This window comes from Shewanella sediminis HAW-EB3, from assembly GCF_000018025.1.
In the GTDB taxonomy this organism is placed as follows: Bacteria; Pseudomonadota; Gammaproteobacteria; order Enterobacterales; family Shewanellaceae; genus Shewanella; species Shewanella sediminis.
This window is the reverse complement of the sequence record NC_009831.1, coordinates 1-15,741: the sequence shown is the minus strand read 5'-3', so window position 1 is coordinate 15,741 and position 15,741 is coordinate 1. Positions and strand designations below refer to the sequence as shown.

At 45.4% G+C, this 15,741-nt stretch carries 13 protein-coding genes; 8 read left to right on the top strand and 5 right to left on the bottom strand.

Annotated features, from left to right (window positions below; translation table 11 throughout):
• Positions 1-36 precede the first annotated feature (36 nt).
• Positions 37-1,092, bottom strand: a complete 1,056-nt coding sequence (locus tag SSED_RS00065) for an HDOD domain-containing protein (RefSeq protein ID WP_012004152.1) — start codon at positions 1,090-1,092, stop codon at positions 37-39.
• Between the two features lie 478 nt (positions 1,093-1,570).
• On the opposite strand from SSED_RS00065, the gene pxpB reads away from it, so the two are divergent.
• From pxpB to pxpA, 3 genes are all read left to right on the top strand, one after another.
• Positions 1,571-2,257, top strand: coding sequence for a 5-oxoprolinase subunit PxpB (gene pxpB, locus SSED_RS00060; RefSeq protein ID WP_012004151.1), 687 nt, complete (start codon positions 1,571-1,573; stop codon positions 2,255-2,257).
• A gap of 28 nt (positions 2,258-2,285) precedes the next feature.
• Positions 2,286-3,272 (top strand): 5-oxoprolinase subunit C family protein, encoded by a 987-nt coding sequence (locus SSED_RS00055; protein ID WP_012004150.1) that lies wholly within the window; start codon positions 2,286-2,288, stop codon positions 3,270-3,272.
• Between the two features lie 143 nt (positions 3,273-3,415).
• Entirely contained in the window at positions 3,416-4,162 is a 747-nt protein-coding gene (pxpA, locus tag SSED_RS00050; RefSeq protein WP_012004149.1) for a 5-oxoprolinase subunit PxpA, read from the top strand.
• 449 nt (positions 4,163-4,611) lie between these two features.
• On the opposite strand, the gene gyrB is transcribed toward pxpA, so the two are convergent.
• The 4 genes from gyrB to dnaA form a co-directional block, all read right to left on the bottom strand.
• Positions 4,612-7,029: a DNA topoisomerase (ATP-hydrolyzing) subunit B gene (gene gyrB, locus SSED_RS00045; protein WP_041421463.1), complete on the bottom strand. Its 2,418-nt coding sequence runs from the start codon at positions 7,027-7,029 to the stop codon at positions 4,612-4,614.
• Between the two features lie 16 nt (positions 7,030-7,045).
• The gene (gene recF, locus SSED_RS00040; protein ID WP_012004147.1) at positions 7,046-8,128 is read right to left on the bottom strand and encodes a DNA replication/repair protein RecF; all 1,083 of its coding nucleotides are present in this window, start codon (positions 8,126-8,128) and stop codon (positions 7,046-7,048) included.
• 293 nt (positions 8,129-8,421) lie between these two features.
• Entirely contained in the window at positions 8,422-9,522 is a 1,101-nt protein-coding gene (gene dnaN / locus SSED_RS00035; protein WP_012004146.1) for a DNA polymerase III subunit beta, read from the bottom strand.
• Between the two features lie 19 nt (positions 9,523-9,541).
• Positions 9,542-10,930, bottom strand: a complete 1,389-nt coding sequence (gene dnaA, locus SSED_RS00030) for a chromosomal replication initiator protein DnaA (protein WP_012004145.1) — start codon at positions 10,928-10,930, stop codon at positions 9,542-9,544.
• Between the two features lie 444 nt (positions 10,931-11,374).
• Here dnaA and rpmH point away from each other — a divergent pair, with 444 nt between their 5' ends.
• The 5 genes from rpmH to mnmE all read left to right on the top strand — a co-directional run bounded on the left by rpmH (position 11,375) and on the right by mnmE (position 15,221).
• Positions 11,375-11,512, top strand: coding sequence for a 50S ribosomal protein L34 (gene rpmH / locus SSED_RS23800; RefSeq protein WP_006083827.1), 138 nt, complete (start codon positions 11,375-11,377; stop codon positions 11,510-11,512).
• Positions 11,513-11,526: 14 nt separating this feature from the next.
• Positions 11,527-11,883 carry a ribonuclease P protein component gene (gene rnpA, locus SSED_RS00025; protein WP_086022458.1) on the top strand — a complete coding sequence of 119 codons (357 nt, stop codon included), beginning with the start codon at positions 11,527-11,529 and terminating at the stop codon, positions 11,881-11,883.
• Positions 11,850-12,107, top strand: a complete 258-nt coding sequence (yidD, locus tag SSED_RS23795) for a membrane protein insertion efficiency factor YidD (protein WP_012004143.1) — start codon at positions 11,850-11,852, stop codon at positions 12,105-12,107. Before rnpA ends, yidD begins: the two co-directional genes overlap by 34 nt.
• Positions 12,108-12,110: 3 nt before the next feature.
• Positions 12,111-13,745: a membrane protein insertase YidC gene (gene yidC, locus SSED_RS00020; RefSeq protein WP_012004142.1), complete on the top strand. Its 1,635-nt coding sequence runs from the start codon at positions 12,111-12,113 to the stop codon at positions 13,743-13,745.
• Between the two features lie 114 nt (positions 13,746-13,859).
• Positions 13,860-15,221, top strand: a complete 1,362-nt coding sequence (gene mnmE, locus SSED_RS00015) for a tRNA uridine-5-carboxymethylaminomethyl(34) synthesis GTPase MnmE (RefSeq protein WP_012004141.1) — start codon at positions 13,860-13,862, stop codon at positions 15,219-15,221.
• Positions 15,222-15,741: the final 520 nt, after the last annotated feature.

The window sequence follows — 15,741 nt, the reverse complement described above, 5'->3', positions numbered from 1 at the left end:
ATACTAAAAAGCCTCAGAGAAATCTGAGGCTTTTTTTTAAAACTCTTTCAGCTTCTCATGAAAGAGATCAAACTCTTCCCGTGTTAGATCTGCATCGATGAGTAAACGGTTTAAACCGAACTCATCTAACTTTCCGGCTTGATGTAGCATAGAGCACTCGCTGATTAAGTTAGCCCTCCAGACTACGGCGGCAAGTCTTTCGGTTGGCTTAGCACTCGTATTGGCTAATGCGTTCAGAGTTACCTCAAAACTTGCCGGCAACTGCCAACACCGAGCCAGAAGTGCGCTTAAACTTAATGACTTAGAGGTCATCACCTGTCTAAACAGAGAGGAACAGGGCTGCTCACCGGGATCGGCTAAGTTAAACTCATCCAACAACATCTTAAAGATAGCTATCTTACCCACATCATGGAGCAGACCTAACATAAAGGCTGTATCGGGATCATCATTTGACAACTCACCCGCTAACTCAGAAGACAAAAATGCCACCTGCATAGAGTGACGCCATATCTGTAAACCAAAGCGTCGATAATAGATGGGTTTTATCTCTATCATCTCCCGTACCAGAGAGGTAGTAACGAAACGCCTTAATTGATCTCGACCTAACTGCACGAAGGCTTGCTGAAGGCTTGTCACCTCTCTCTCTGAACGCTTAAAGACGGGAGAGTTACATAGCTTGAGAACCTCTACACTCAGTACAGGATCTTTCTGCATGAGTTCGAGTAATACCTTGATATCGACACTTTCATCGCCCAGTTTCTTATTAAGTTCAGCCATACGAGTCGGCAACTTAAGCACATTTTCTGCAATCGCCATAGGCGAAGACAAGGCTCGTTCCACATCGCCGATGACATTTTTCTCTAAGTTATTAGCGACCCCTCCCTGATCTTTTTGTCTTGCAGGAAAAAGCAGGCTATAGAAGAGTGCCGAAACATCGACAGAGTCTTCAACAGCACTTAACGGCTCAAGACTCGCCTTAGGTTTGTTGCTTGATATCTGCTGTAATTCAGGGTTCTGACTGAAACTTTTAGGCTGAGAAACGACAGCATTATCTCTGATATTGAAGATTTTCTGGAATAATTTTATGACCACTTTTTATGACCGGATATAAAGGGAATGTAATAGAGGTACAGAAAGATTATAGGACAATATTCTATGACTACACTAAGACAAAAACAGATAGCGGGGATTCTATCCTCTATCATATACCCAAGCTACCTCAAAATGCTCGTTTCAGAGCTCCCGTATGATAACTGAACAAGGCAGTGATTGAGAGAATGGTTATTCCCTTATTGATATCACTAACGCAGTGCAGATATTCTACGGGTACTCCCGAAGGGCAAGGCGAGAAGTAACATTTTTCTGCGTTATGAAATATTGAATTAGAATAACTAGTCCTACTATTTCATGCCTTGAATTCTGTCACTTCTCGACATGCTGAATCCTGCATTTTAAGGTGGTTTGGGTATAAGCAGTAAAAACAAATTCCGACTCAAAGTTATACTTACTGCTTGTTTTTACGACGATGAATGTCGAAACTAACTTAAGTGGCCACAATAAGAAGCAATAAATGACAACAGAGCAGACTCCTAAGGTTTTTAGGTTGGGGGAAGGTGCAGTAGTTATAGACAGCACCAATTACTTTCCGGAGGTATCGAGACTCAGTATCCAACGCAAAATTTGGTGGTTGGCCGATCGATGCAGACAGACAGATGAATTTATCGATATCGTCCCCGGCATGAACAACCTCACCCTCTTTGTGAAGAGTAACAATCGAATAAATTATTGGTTAGCTCAATTAGGCACACTCTGGCTACAGGCGAAAGAGATGAGTCTCAGTGGCCGAAATGTAGAGATCCCTCTTGTCTATGGGGGAGAATTTGGTCCGGATTTGGAACGGCTGGCCAAGTATCACCAACTCAGTTGTAAGGAGGTAGTGCGGCGACATTCAAATGGGAAATATACCGTCCTGTTTCTGGGATTTCAGCCAGGCTTCCCCTATCTTGACGGACTGGACTCAAGTCTGTTTACCCCCAGGTTGGCAGTGCCAAGATTATCAATTCCCGCTGGCTCCGTTGGAATAGGTGGCAATCAGACAGGTATTTATCCGGCGTCCGCCCCCGGAGGCTGGCAACTTATTGGCCGCACCAATATGCCCCTGTTTACTCCGGAGTCCATCGGCTCACCAACACTTGTCGAACCCGGTGATACCGTTCAATTTATTCCGGTGACAAGTCTGGTGTTTAGTGCCAAATAATTAGCAGAATCAAAATGATTAAAAGAAAATGACTAAAAGAAATAGTATCCAAGTTCTCAAGGCTGGTATGCACTCTTCGGTACAGGATCTCGGCTGCACAGGCTATCGCCATCTGGGAATAACTACGGGCGGCGCACTGGATCGGCACGCCTTAATACTCGCAAATAGACTCCTCGGCAATAGCGATGCATCGGCGGGCATTGAGCTAACCTCCGGTATAGTTGAACTTAAATTTAACTGCGACACCTGGTTTGTGTTAACCGGAGCGAACTACCGAATATCTATTGGCCAACGCGACATCTGGTGTAACTGGCGAAATAAAATAAGAGCGGGCGAAACCCTCACCCTGAGAGGACCAAAATCAGGTATGCGTGCCTACCTCGCTCTCGAGGGCGGGATTGTGGATGGAATAGAGGGTGAAATACGCGATGGTAGCCCTGAGACAAATAACAAATTACGACTCAAGTCGGACTCACTCTTAGGTGACAGGTTTTCCGGTGTCTTAGGCGCTGTGCTTAAGGATGGAGATAGATTAGCGTTAGGTCAGGCCGGAGCAATATCGAAACCAATCGGTGCTGTGCAGCGGGGATATTCGAATGAGATCCGTGCCCTTCCCGGACCAGAGATGCCACTGTTTTCGGAAGAATCAAAAAAGGCCTTCTGGAATAGCTCCTGGCAACTCACCAACGAAAGCAACAGGATGGGAGCCAGACTATCCGGAATAACATTATCCTTAGCGCAGCAACAAGATATGGAATCACACGCCGTCATGCCGGGAGCGGTTCAAGTCCCTCCCGCCGGGCAACCCATAGTATTACTCGCCGACTCACAAACCACGGGGGGTTATCCTAAAATAGCGACCGTTATTGAAGCCGATCTCTGGAAGTTAGCCCAAACCAGACCCGGAGAAGAGGTTCGATTTGTTCATGTGAGCCCAAATCAGGCTGATGATGCCAATTACGAGTGGGAAGAGTATTTTTACCGGCTTCAACGAGCAATAGAGGCCAATGGTTAAAATTATCCACATCAGCCACACTCGTAATAGCTGGCTGACGATGACTAATTATATGAATGGGAAGAGTATTTTTATCGGCTTCAACGAGCGATAGAGGCCAATGGCTAAGATTAAGAAGCTCAATAATATCACTGAGGTCCATCATGTTATCAAATCCGAAAGGTTACCCCATAGATCTCAACGCAGATCTTGGTGAAGGCAGTGAGTTTGACGCTGAGCTGCTATTACTTATCACCTCGGCAAATATCGCCTGTGGAGGTCATGCCGGCGATCCTCTGAGCATGCGAAAGACGGTTATTCAAGCACTTAAGAGCAAGGTCAATGTTGGCGCTCACCCCAGCTTTCCCGATCGAGAGAATTTTGGCCGCGTGAGTATCGATATCTCAGGTAAGCAACTATCAGACTCAATCTATCAACAAATAATGGCATTGAGAGCCATCTGTGATGAACTGGGAGCTAAATTGTTTCACGTGAAACCTCACGGAGCCTTTTATAATGAAGTCGCCAAGGATAAGGTTTTAGGACGTATTTTAATTGATGTGATTAAGCGAATAGACCCGGAGCTTAAATTAATGATCTTAGCCGGGAGTCCCTTGGTTAAACAAGCCCGGCAACATGGACTCACGGTTATCGAAGAGGCATTTGCCGATCGCACTTACCTTAGTGACGGCTCACTCGCTCCCCGCAGCGAAGTTGGCGCCGTGATACATGACCCTCAACAGGCATTACAGCAGGTACGACAAATTGTCGGAAATATGCCAGTGACAACCTTAGGCGGGCAACCGATCATCATAAATGCCACCAGCATCTGCCTGCATGGCGATAATCAGCAGGCCCTGGAGTTTGCAAAGCTGATAAGTGAAAATCTAACCGAAGCAAGAAAACCGTAGATTCCGGCTAAATGCATGCCGGAATAACGAGACTCCAACCGTCCTGAAGACTGGGTTGTCATCATTCAGAATGACTAGGCTTACGTCATCCTGAACTTGTTTCAGGATCCAGCTATACCATCTATTTGTTTACATCCCTGTACAACGTCTATTTGTATACCTCCCTGTTCTTCTTGCCGGTAAAGAATGACATAAATGTTCTGACTGCCACGGTCTTAAGCGTTCCAGACGCTTTAAAGACATTTCCCATATCCCTAAGGGTCAGTGGCGGAAATGCCAATTAATGTCTGGAACATTAATGGCCGGACATAACTCCCCTCTAACGCTATCCCTGCGTTCGGGGATAAGCATATCCCTATACAAAAAAGCCCCGGATCTCTCCAGGGCTCTTGTTTTCAGTCTTTAGCTCTAACCTCGCAACTCGAGACTAGAAACTCGTCACAGCTCTTCTAGACATCCAAGTTAGCTACGTTCAGCGCATTTGATTCGATAAATTCACGACGTGGCTCAACCTGATCGCCCATCAAGCAGGTAAACAACTGATCGGCAGCAATCGCATCTTCAATCGTAACCACTAGCATACGACGAGACTCAGGATCCATGGTGGTTTCCCATAATTGCTCTGGGTTCATCTCACCCAATCCTTTGTATCGTTGTATATAAAGACCACGCCTGGAGTCATTCATTAACCAATCGAGTGCCTCAACGAAGCTGGAAACTTCTTTCAGGCGCTCACCACGTTTAACATAGCCGCCCTCTTCAATTAAGCCATCAAGCGCAGTAGCAAGTTTTGCCATACGCTCATAATCGCTCGACTGCAGGAAGTCATACGAGAACAGATAGTGAGTATCGATACCGTGCTTACGAATAGTGATCTTAGGAAGATACACTTGACGTTCAGGCTCCAGGAAGGCTTCTCCACTAAAGATATACCCACCAGACTCTTTCTCTGCCAGATCGGCAACATAGGCATCACACCACTGCTGAACCTTAGCTTCATCGGCTAAAACATCGTTACTCAATGCTGGGTGATATAGCATGCGCTCAGTTAACATCAATGGGTAGCGCTGATCTAAGCGGTCAAAGATAGCTTCAACTTCACGATACTGATAAACCAGCTTCTCTAGTGGTGCGCCAGACATGGCCGGCGCATTGGCAGACGCATGGATTTCACCACCGTCTAACGCTAAATTAGTCAAAAACTCAGTCAATGCTGGGTCATCTTTAAGGTACTGTTCTTGCTTACCTTTCTTAACTTTATAAAGCGGTGGCTGGGCAATATAAACAAAGCCACGCTCGATGAGCTCAGGCATTTGACGGAAGAAGAAGGTCAATAGCAAGGTACGGATGTGCGAGCCATCGACGTCGGCATCGGTCATGATGACGATGTTATGGTAACGCGTTTTATCCGGATCGTATTCATCACGGCCAATACCACAACCTAGTGCAGTGATAAGCGTTGCCACTTCTTGAGAAGAGAGCATCTTATCGAAACGTGCCTTCTCAACGTTTAAAATCTTACCTTTAAGTGGCAGAATCGCTTGGTTCTTACGGTTACGCCCCTGCTTGGCGCTACCGCCAGCAGAGTCTCCTTCCACTATGTATATTTCAGAAAGCGCAGGGTCTTTCTCTTGGCAATCGGCAAGTTTCCCTGGCAGACCACCCAGATCTAACGCGCCTTTACGACGAGTCATTTCACGGGCTTTACGCGCCGCTTCACGAGCACGAGCCGCATCAATAATCTTACCGACAATTAATTTAGCTTCGTTTGGATGCTCCATCAGGTAATCACCTAACTGCTCACCCATTGTTTGCTCAACAGCAGACTTCACTTCACTCGAAACCAGCTTGTCTTTAGTCTGAGAACTGAACTTAGGATCTGGAACTTTAACAGAGATAACTGCTGTCAGACCTTCACGGGCATCATCACCGGTCGCGCCAGTCTTACCCTTCTTATTGTAACCTTCACGCTCCATATAGGTGTTTAGGTTACGGGTCAAAGCACCGCGGAAACCAGCAAGGTGAGTACCACCATCACGCTGAGGAATGTTGTTGGTAAAACAGAAGATATTCTCCTGAAAACCATCATTCCACTGCATAGCAACTTCTACGGTAATACCGTCATCGCGCTCTTGGATGAAGTGGAAAACTTCTTTGTTTACCGGAGTCTTGTTAACGTTCAAGTAATCAACGAAGGCACTGATACCACCATCGTATTTGAAAAACTCATCACGATTATCACGCTCATCGACAAGACGAACACCTACACCGGAGTTTAGGAACGAAAGTTCACGAACACGCTTGGCTAAGATATCGAAATGGAACAATACATCGGTGAAGGTATCTGTACTTGGCCAGAAACGAATCTCCGTACCAGTATTGGTTGCATCACCGATAGCTTTAATGGGCTCATCTGGCTCACCATGAGTGTAAAACTGCTCATAAAGCTTACCGTCACGACGAATAGTCAGCTGTAGCTTGTGAGATAGTGCATTTACAACAGAAACACCTACACCGTGAAGACCACCAGACACTTTGTATGAGTTATCATCGAACTTACCGCCGGCATGGAGTACCGTCATAATAACTTCGGCTGCAGATATGCCCTCTTCAGGGTGAATCGCAACAGGAATACCACGACCATCATCTTTTACCGATACAGAACCATCGGCATGGATAGTGATGATAACGTCATTACAATGGCCCGCTAAGGCTTCATCGATTGAGTTATCGACTACTTCGAATACCATATGATGTAGACCAGTGCCGTCGTCGGTATCACCGATATACATCCCGGGTCTCTTCCGTACTGCATCAAGGCCTTTTAGTACCTTAATACTGGAAGAATCGTAACTGTTCTCTGACATATTATTCTCTCGTCGGTTATTCAATTACCGTTACACGACCGTGTTCCACATGGAACGTCTTACTCGGCGGCGTGATTAACGAATCTAGTATCGCTGCAGGCTCGATGGCGGTGACAAATACTTGTGCACCGGTGTCGATCAACTGCTGCAGCAACAGCTGTCTGTGCTTTGCATCCAACTCTGCTGGAAGATCATCCACCAGATAAATACTATTCTTATCTATTTGTTGTTTTAACAACTTTCCCTGTGCGATACGCAGTGCACAGACTAACAATTTCAATTGGCCCCGGGATAATGCATCTTGTACCGGTAAGGTACCAACACGTAATCTCAGATCGGCTTTATGGGGCCCGCTACCGGTATTTCCACTAGCGAGATCTCTGGGATATTGCATCTCGAGTAACTGCGCGTAATCAGTTTTACTATCCCAGCCTCGGGTAAAGGAAACCTTTACATCAACCAGAGGTAAAAACTCCCCAATTATACCCTTAAGTTGCTCATTTAACGAGTTTACATATCGAGTTCTTATATCGGTAACGACTTCAGAATATCGAACCAACTCTTTATCCCAAAATTGAATTTGAGAGTAACTGGTTTCATTTTTAAGTAGCTGATTTCTCTGCTTTAAAATTCGCTTAACATTGACCCAGGCCGAATGAAAACTTTTATCGCAATGAAACGCACCCCAATCGATAAATTGACGTCTCGATTTTGGCCCTTCAAATAACAGTGCAAAACTCTCGGGAGTGATCACCTGAATGGGTAGAGACTCAGCCAAGGTCGACAGGCGTTTAACTTTATCGCCATCAATTTTGACCTCAGTTTCACCACTTCGAAACCGTCTTAATCCAATTTTGCTCTCTTTATCGAGCACATTTAAATTGGCAAACAGTGTCAACTTATCATCTGAATGTTGAATCACTCGTTGTGAAAGGTGGCTGCGAAAAGAGCGGCCCATACCAAGAAAATAGATCGCCTCTAAAATACTGGTTTTTCCACTGCCATTATGGCCATAAATCAGATTAATTCCCTCACCAGGAAGTAGTTGAGCTGAAGTGATATTCCGAAATGTTTCAATATGAAGACGCGTCAGACTCATTAATGGCTCAGTAATCACTTATCTGGCAAGCCGACTATAAATCGCTAATATCTAACCCGAAAGATAGAGACAAACTAGCCAGGCGGAAAAATTAAAATAGCCAAGAAGATTAGCATATCCACAGGCCACATCAAAGCGCGATCTCACTCTGGGGCAGACCGTAAAATCATTGAAATCCTGAATCCCGAATCAACGTCAGTGATTAACCCTCCTTGGCTTTGCCGTTATAAAAATGGCATAAAAAAAGACTGTATAAACAGTCTTTTAATTTTTGTGTGTTTTTTATATGAGGACTAGAGTCTCATCGGCATAACCACGTACATAGAATTTTCTTCTATATGGTTCTCTATCAGGGCACTCGAATTACCATCGATAAGCGTGATACGAACATCATCAGAAGGTAAGTTGTTGAGGACATCGAGCAGATAGCTGACGTTAAACCCTATCTCAAGCGGGGTGTTTTCGTATTCAACATCTAAGATCTCTTCCGCTTCTTCCTGCTCCGGATTATTGGCGGTGATCTTTATCAGATTATTTTCAAGCTGAACACGTACGCCACGGAATTTTTCATTTGAAAGAATAGAAGCACGCAATAGCGCCTGTTTAAGATGGTTACGACTCGCAATAACGATCTTATCGCCACCTTTAGGCAATACACGACGGTAATCAGGGAAGCGACCATCGACCAGCTTACTGGTGAATACAGCACTCCCCGTCGTCGCACGAATGGCATTATCGCCGATAGCGATAGTGATATCTAAATCTTCGCCTTCGAATAAGCGTTGCAACTCGACCACACCTTTACGCGGCACGATCACCTGCTTCTCAGGCAGTGATTCTTCAACCATACGATGGCTCAATGCTAAGCGATGACCATCGGTAGCGATAGCACGCAGCACATTTCCTTCGGTCTCTAACAACAAACCGTTAAGATAATAACGGACATCCTGATTAGCCATCGAGAACTGAGTCGCATCGATGAGTGACTTGAGTGTGCCTTGCTTTATCGTAAATTCGATATCGGCCTGGAAGGCCTCCACATTCGGATATTCTTCGGCAGGGAGTGTTGCCAGAGTAAAACGACTACGACCAGAGCGGAGTAACAGGCGATTTTCCTGTTGCTCGATTTTAAGCTCTACCTGATCGGGTAATGATTTAACAATATCGAGAAATTTTTTCGCCGGTATCGTGGTACGTCCTTCCTGTACGTCACCCTCTAACTGAACCTGCCCCACCAATTCGACTTCTAAATCGGTACCGGTCATCTTAAGTGAGTGACCACTCACTTCAACTAAGAGGTTTGCCAGTATTGGCAAGTTATGTCGTCTCTCCACCGCTCCGGTCACAAGTTGCAACGGCTTTAATAGGGCATCCCTATCAATTGAAAATTTCATCAGTTTCAATTTCCCAGATTTATGAAGATAGCGTACGGATCAAGTTAGCATAATCTTCTTTCGTGTCATGACTTTCTTCTCTCAACTGTGCAATTTTACGACAAGCGTGCAGAACAGTTGTATGGTCTCGGCCACCAAAGGCATCCCCTATTTCGGGCAAACTATGGTTGGTTAACTCTTTAGAAAGTGCCATAGCCACCTGGCGTGGTCTGGCAACACTACGCGAACGACGCTTAGAAAGCATGTCAGCCATCTTGATCTTGTAATATTCAGCGACGGTTTTCTGAATGTTATCTATAGTGACCAATTTTTCCTGCAGTGCCAAGAGGTCTCTTAAGGCTTCACGCACAAAGTCGATAGTAATCGGACGTCCGGTAAAGTTAGCGTTCGCAATAACACGATTCAATGCACCTTCAAGCTCTCGAACGTTAGAACGTAAACGCTTGGCAATAAAGAAGGCCACTTCATCGGGCAGATTAATGCCGCTCTCCTGAGCCTTACGCATCAAAATAGCCACTCGGGTCTCTAACTCTGGCGGCTCGATCGCAACCGTAAGGCCCCAACCGAAGCGAGATTTAAGTCTGTCTTCAACGCCGTCGATCTCTTTAGGATATTTGTCCGACGTTAAGATGATCTGATGATTACCTTCCAATAGTGCATTAAAGGTATGGAAAAATTCTTCCTGGGATCTGTCTTTGTTAGCAAAGAATTGAATATCATCGATAAATAAAGCATCGACGCTACGGTAGTAACGTTTGAATTCTTCGATCGCGTTATTCTGTAATGCCTTAACCATATCTTGAACGAAGCGCTCAGAATGCATATACACGACTTTAGCATTAGGATTGTTCTTTATAATGCCATTACCCACAGCATGTAACAGATGGGTCTTACCTAAACCGGTACCACCATACAAGAAGAGTGGATTATAAGCGCCACCCGGATTTTCAGCCACTTGCATCGCAGCCGCCTTACCCAGTTGGTTAGACTTACCTTCTACGAAGTTTTCAAACTGATAAGTCCGATTGATATTGCTTCTGTGATTCGCGGCCATAGCTGGCTCTGGCGAATTGACATTAAATGAAGTCTTAGCCGGTTTAGTATTTTGCTCGAACTTGGGCCTTTCTACCGCAGCAGTTGCCTGCACAGGTCGTGGCGCTGAAGGGCGACTCCCGATATCGAAGCGTAACTTAGGTGCATCACTTCCCATCTGTTCAGTAAAAAACTGATTGATGATGTTGATGTACTTATCTCTTACCCAATCGAGAACGAAACGGTTTGGAGCATAGAGAACTAATGTATCTCCATCCATTTGAGCTTGTAACGGTCTAATCCACATACTGAATTGCTGAGCAGAGAGCTCATCTTGTAGTCGTCCGATACATTGCTGCCAAAGTGAAACCGCCACGTACTTATCCCCAAAAGATCACACAAAGAGAGCTATTCTATAGTGAGATCACGATGATCGCTATCCTTATAATAGTTTTATCCCCAGATAGATCATCTTTCATTGTTTATATCGATCCAAAAGGATCCGCTGCGATCCAATTATTTTCAAAAAGCGGCAAATCCAGCTTTATTAAGCGATCCAGATCGATCTATAATTACTTAGTTCAGATCAGGTTTAAGATCACTGGATCCACAAGATATAGTGGTCATACACAGAGTTATCCACATTTTATGGTGCCTTTGGATAACCTGAGATAGAATTAATTGGCCAGAATTTTAGCACTTGATGCGTTTGCTTGTTGACGGGCATGGCTAAAGTGATTACAATTCGGCCTCTTTTTTGCCCTTGCCTCAATTTTCTGATGGTAAGGTTTGTTAACTAACACAAAGACGGATTGCCACAATGAGTAAACGTACTTTTCAACCAAGCAACCTAAAGCGTAAGCGTTCTCACGGATTCCGCGCTCGTATGGCTACAGTTGGAGGCCGCAAGGTCCTAGCTCGTCGTCGTGCTAAAGGTCGCGCTCGTCTTTCTGCTTAATCGTAGAAATGCAAGTGACTAGCTATACCTTTACGCGGGAGTTACGTTTGTTAACTCCCGCGCAATTCAAATCTGTATTCACAAAACCCATCAAAGCTTCTTCGGCTGAAATAACCTTACTTGCTATTCCTAACTCTGAACAACATCCTCGTTTGGGATTGACTGTTGCTAAGCGTTTTGTAAAGAAAGCCCATCAGCGAAACAGAATTAAACGTATCATCAGAGATAACTTTCGTTTGCATCAGCACGAACTGCCTCCTATCGATATAGTCGTACTCGTCAGAAATGGCGTGGTAGAGATGGAAAATACAGATCTCCATAAATTGGTAGAAAAGCTATGGCGAAAACTCAATCGCCGTTACAATGGCTAGCGACCACGTTAATTCGTGGCTACCAAGTCTTCATCAGCCCCTTTTTAGGGGCTAATAAGTGCCGCTTTCATCCAACTTGTTCCACATACGCAATAGAAGCAATTCGTTTGCACGGATTTGCAAAAGGCAGTTGGCTAGCAGCAAGACGCATATTAAAATGTCACCCTTTACATCCGGGCGGAATCGACCCCGTCCCCCCAAAAAAACACAGGTGTAATAAATAGGCTATGGAATCTCAACGCAATATATTGCTTATCGGTCTGCTTTTTGTCAGCTTTTTGCTATGGCAACAGTGGCAGACTGATCAGGCCCCACAACCGGTAGCGATGGAATCTTCATCAACTATTCCGTCTTCGTCTACTTCAGATTCTCACAGCTCTGACGTTCCAGATGCCGACTCAGCACTTCCTGCTGCTGTTGTTGCTTCTAAAGAACTCATCACAGTGAACACCGATCAGTTAATCATTAAGATTAACCCTATCGGTGGTGATATCGTTTATTCCGCACTCGTTGAACACAAACTTGAGCTGGATAAAGACGAGCCTTTTGTTCTTTTAGAACAAACGAAAGATATAAACTACATTGCTCAAAGTGGTCTTATCGGTCGTAACGGTATCGACAGCAGCTCTAAGGGCCGTGCACACTTCGACAGTGCTTCACGCGAATACACCTTAGCCTCTGGCCAGGATACCTTAGAAGTTCCGCTTACTTTCGTTGCCGACAATGGTGCGACTTACACTAAGATGTTTGTCTTCCATCGTGGGCAATTTAAAGTGGATGTCGACTATGTCATCGACAACAGCACTGACCAACAGCTGCAAGTTCAGATGTACGGTCAGATTAAGCACAGCATCAAGCAAAGCGAAAGCAGCATGATGATGCCGACTTACCGTGGTGCCGCTTTCTCTACTGCAAATACTCGCTACGAAAAGTACAGCTTCGATGATATGGCTGATAAGAACCTGGATGAGAAAACATTAGGTGGTTGGGCTGCAATGCTTCAACACTACTTTGTTTCTGCTTGGGTACCACCAGCCAACGATCAGAACATTATTTTCTCCAGCATCAGTGCCGGTGGACAAGCCAATATCGGTTTCCGTGGTGCAGTCTATGATGTCGCGCCGGGTGCAACTCAAACGATCAACTCTGAGTTTTATGTTGGTCCTAAGAATCAAGAAGCCCTATCGGCCATCTCTGAATCACTTAACCTGGTAGTCGATTACGGTTTCCTTTGGTGGTTAGCCGTACCTATCTACAAGTTACTGATGTTCTTCCAGTCATTAGTCACTAACTGGGGTCTTGCGATTATCCTTATCACGTTAACCGTACGTGGTATGTTGTACCCGTTAACGAAAGCTCAGTACACCTCTATGGCTAAGATGCGTAACCTGCAACCTAAGCTTGCTGAGATGAAAGAGCGCTTCGGTGATGACCGTCAGAAGATGGGTCAGGCGATGATGGAGCTGTACAAGAAAGAGAAAGTAAACCCTATGGGTGGCTGTCTTCCTATCTTGCTACAGATGCCAATCTTCATCGCCCTATACTGGGTACTGCTGGAGAGTGTTGAGCTACGTCACGCGCCATTCATGCTTTGGATCACCGACCTTTCGGTACAAGATCCATACTATGTAATGCCAATCCTGATGGGTATCTCGATGTTCGTCATGCAGAAGATGCAGCCAATGGCACCGACGATGGACCCAATGCAACAGAAGATGATGCAGTGGATGCCGGTAGTATTTACCGTATTCTTCCTATGGTTCCCTGCAGGTCTGGTACTTTACTGGTTAGTCGGTAACTTAGTTGCGATTACGCAGCAGAAGATTATCTATGCCGGTCTGGCGAAGAAAGGCTTAAAATAGCCTTTAGCTCCAACTAAGAAAAAGCGGTTAATACTTAGTATTGACCGCTTTTTTGTTTTATATAAGACTCAGTCTTTCCGAATTAGCTTTCCATATTCAAACTAGGACACAGTAATGACAACAGATACTATCGTGGCACAAGCAACGGCCCCCGGGCGTGGTGGTGTGGGTATCATTCGTATCTCGGGCGATCAAGCCAGCGAAGTGGCGATGGCACTCCTTGGACATATTCCAAAGACCCGCTATGCCGATTACTGTGATTTTAAAGATGGTGAAGGTGAAGTGATCGATCAGGGCATCGCCCTCTATTTCCAGGGACCTAACTCCTTTACCGGTGAAGATGTACTCGAACTTCAGGGTCATGGCGGCCAGATAGTTCTCGATATGTTGATCAAACGCGTGATGGAAGTTGAAGGGATCCGCATCGCGAAACCCGGCGAATTCAGCGAACAGGCTTTCATGAACGACAAGCTTGACCTGACTCAGGCCGAAGCCATTGCCGATCTGATCGATGCCACCAGCGAACAAGCCGCTAAAAGCGCCCTGAACTCACTGCAAGGTGAATTCTCGACTCAGGTACACGAACTTGTCGATCGGGTCACCAACCTGCGCCTATACGTCGAGGCGGCTATCGATTTCCCCGATGAAGAGGTGGACTTTCTCTCTGATGGAAAAATTGCAGGCTCACTTTATCGCATCATCACTAAGCTGGACTCTGTCCAGGCCAGTGCCAAGCAAGGTGCCATTATCCGTGAAGGGATGAAAGTGGTGATTGCCGGGCGTCCAAACGCCGGTAAATCCAGCCTCCTGAACGCCCTGGCCGGTAAAGAGTCGGCGATTGTCACCGAAATAGCGGGCACCACCCGAGATGTATTGCGAGAACATATCCATCTCGATGGTATGCCACTGCACATTATCGATACCGCAGGGCTTCGAGATACCGCAGACACAGTAGAACAGATAGGCATCGAGCGTGCGTGGGCCGAAATTGAAACCGCCGATCAGGTTTTGTTTATGGTCGATGGCACCACCACCGATGCCGTCGATCCCCATGAAATCTGGCCAGACTTTATCGACCGTCTACCTGAGAAGTTAGGCATTACCGTTGTCCGTAACAAGGCTGATATCACAGGAGAGGCACTCACCGTCACTCAAGACCATGGCCACAATGTATTCAGAATATCGGCCAAAACAGGCTTAGGCGTCGAGGAGTTACAGCAGCACCTGAAATCTCTGATGGGCTACCAGAGCAACCTTGAAGGTGGCTTTATCGCACGACGTCGCCATTTAGAGGCCTTAGAGCTGGCCACCAGCCACCTGATGATAGGTAAAGAGCAGTTAGAGGTCTATCAAGCCGGTGAACTGTTAGCCGAAGAGCTGCGTATGACTCAAATGGCGTTATCGGAAATAACGGGGAAATTTACTTCCGATGATCTGCTTGGAAAGATCTTCAGCTCATTCTGTATAGGGAAATAAAAACCTAGGCAAAGATGACGCTGCGCTATTCGACGGACTTCGTCCTGTTAAAGCTAAGACGGCGCTGCGCTAATTAAAGATCCTGGCTTCTGGGATCTTTAGTCCCTTCCAGCCTTTATGCTCCTGAATTTACCCACTAAGACCAAAAGCTGGATCCTGAAATAAATTCAGGATGACCAACCCAATTCAAAATAACGACTAAATCCCGGTGAGCTAAACGATATTCAGACTGTTTCATAAGCGACATCATCCCGCTATAAAAAATCGATCTCTATATGGCTCTTTAACCCCGTATAAATTGATCAATTTTGGATGTCCTGAAAAGGATCTCAGCTGTGCCGCTGAAGCGAAAAATACTATGATCCGGATCAAAACAATCAACAGATATATCAACAAGCAAAAGAAAGTCAGCTTAAGATCTTAACCCTTGTTTAGATCTTTTTGTAACCACTTGTTTTAAAGGCGGTTATTGTGGCGATCGTTTTTAAAAAATAGATTGTATTATTAAATTTAATTTCAA

Bases quoted from the DNA above. Each gene is read 5' to 3' on its own strand.
- pxpB (WP_012004151.1), top strand. From the start codon at position 1,571: ATGACAACAGAGCAGACTCCTAAGGTTTTTAGGTTGGGGGAAGGTGCA.
- SSED_RS00055 (WP_012004150.1), top strand. From the start codon at position 2,286: ATGACTAAAAGAAATAGTATCCAAGTTCTCAAGGCTGGTATGCACTCT.
- pxpA (WP_012004149.1), top strand. From the start codon at position 3,416: ATGTTATCAAATCCGAAAGGTTACCCCATAGATCTCAACGCAGATCTT.
- gyrB (WP_041421463.1), bottom strand. From the start codon at position 7,029: ATGTCAGAGAACAGTTACGATTCTTCCAGTATTAAGGTACTAAAAGGC.
- recF (WP_012004147.1), bottom strand. From the start codon at position 8,128: ATGAGTCTGACGCGTCTTCATATTGAAACATTTCGGAATATCACTTCA.
- dnaN (WP_012004146.1), bottom strand. From the start codon at position 9,522: ATGAAATTTTCAATTGATAGGGATGCCCTATTAAAGCCGTTGCAACTT.
- rpmH (WP_006083827.1), top strand. From the start codon at position 11,375: ATGAGTAAACGTACTTTTCAACCAAGCAACCTAAAGCGTAAGCGTTCT.
- yidD (WP_012004143.1), top strand. From the start codon at position 11,850: ATGGCGAAAACTCAATCGCCGTTACAATGGCTAGCGACCACGTTAATT.
- yidC (WP_012004142.1), top strand. From the start codon at position 12,111: ATGGAATCTCAACGCAATATATTGCTTATCGGTCTGCTTTTTGTCAGC.
- mnmE (WP_012004141.1), top strand. From the start codon at position 13,860: ATGACAACAGATACTATCGTGGCACAAGCAACGGCCCCCGGGCGTGGT.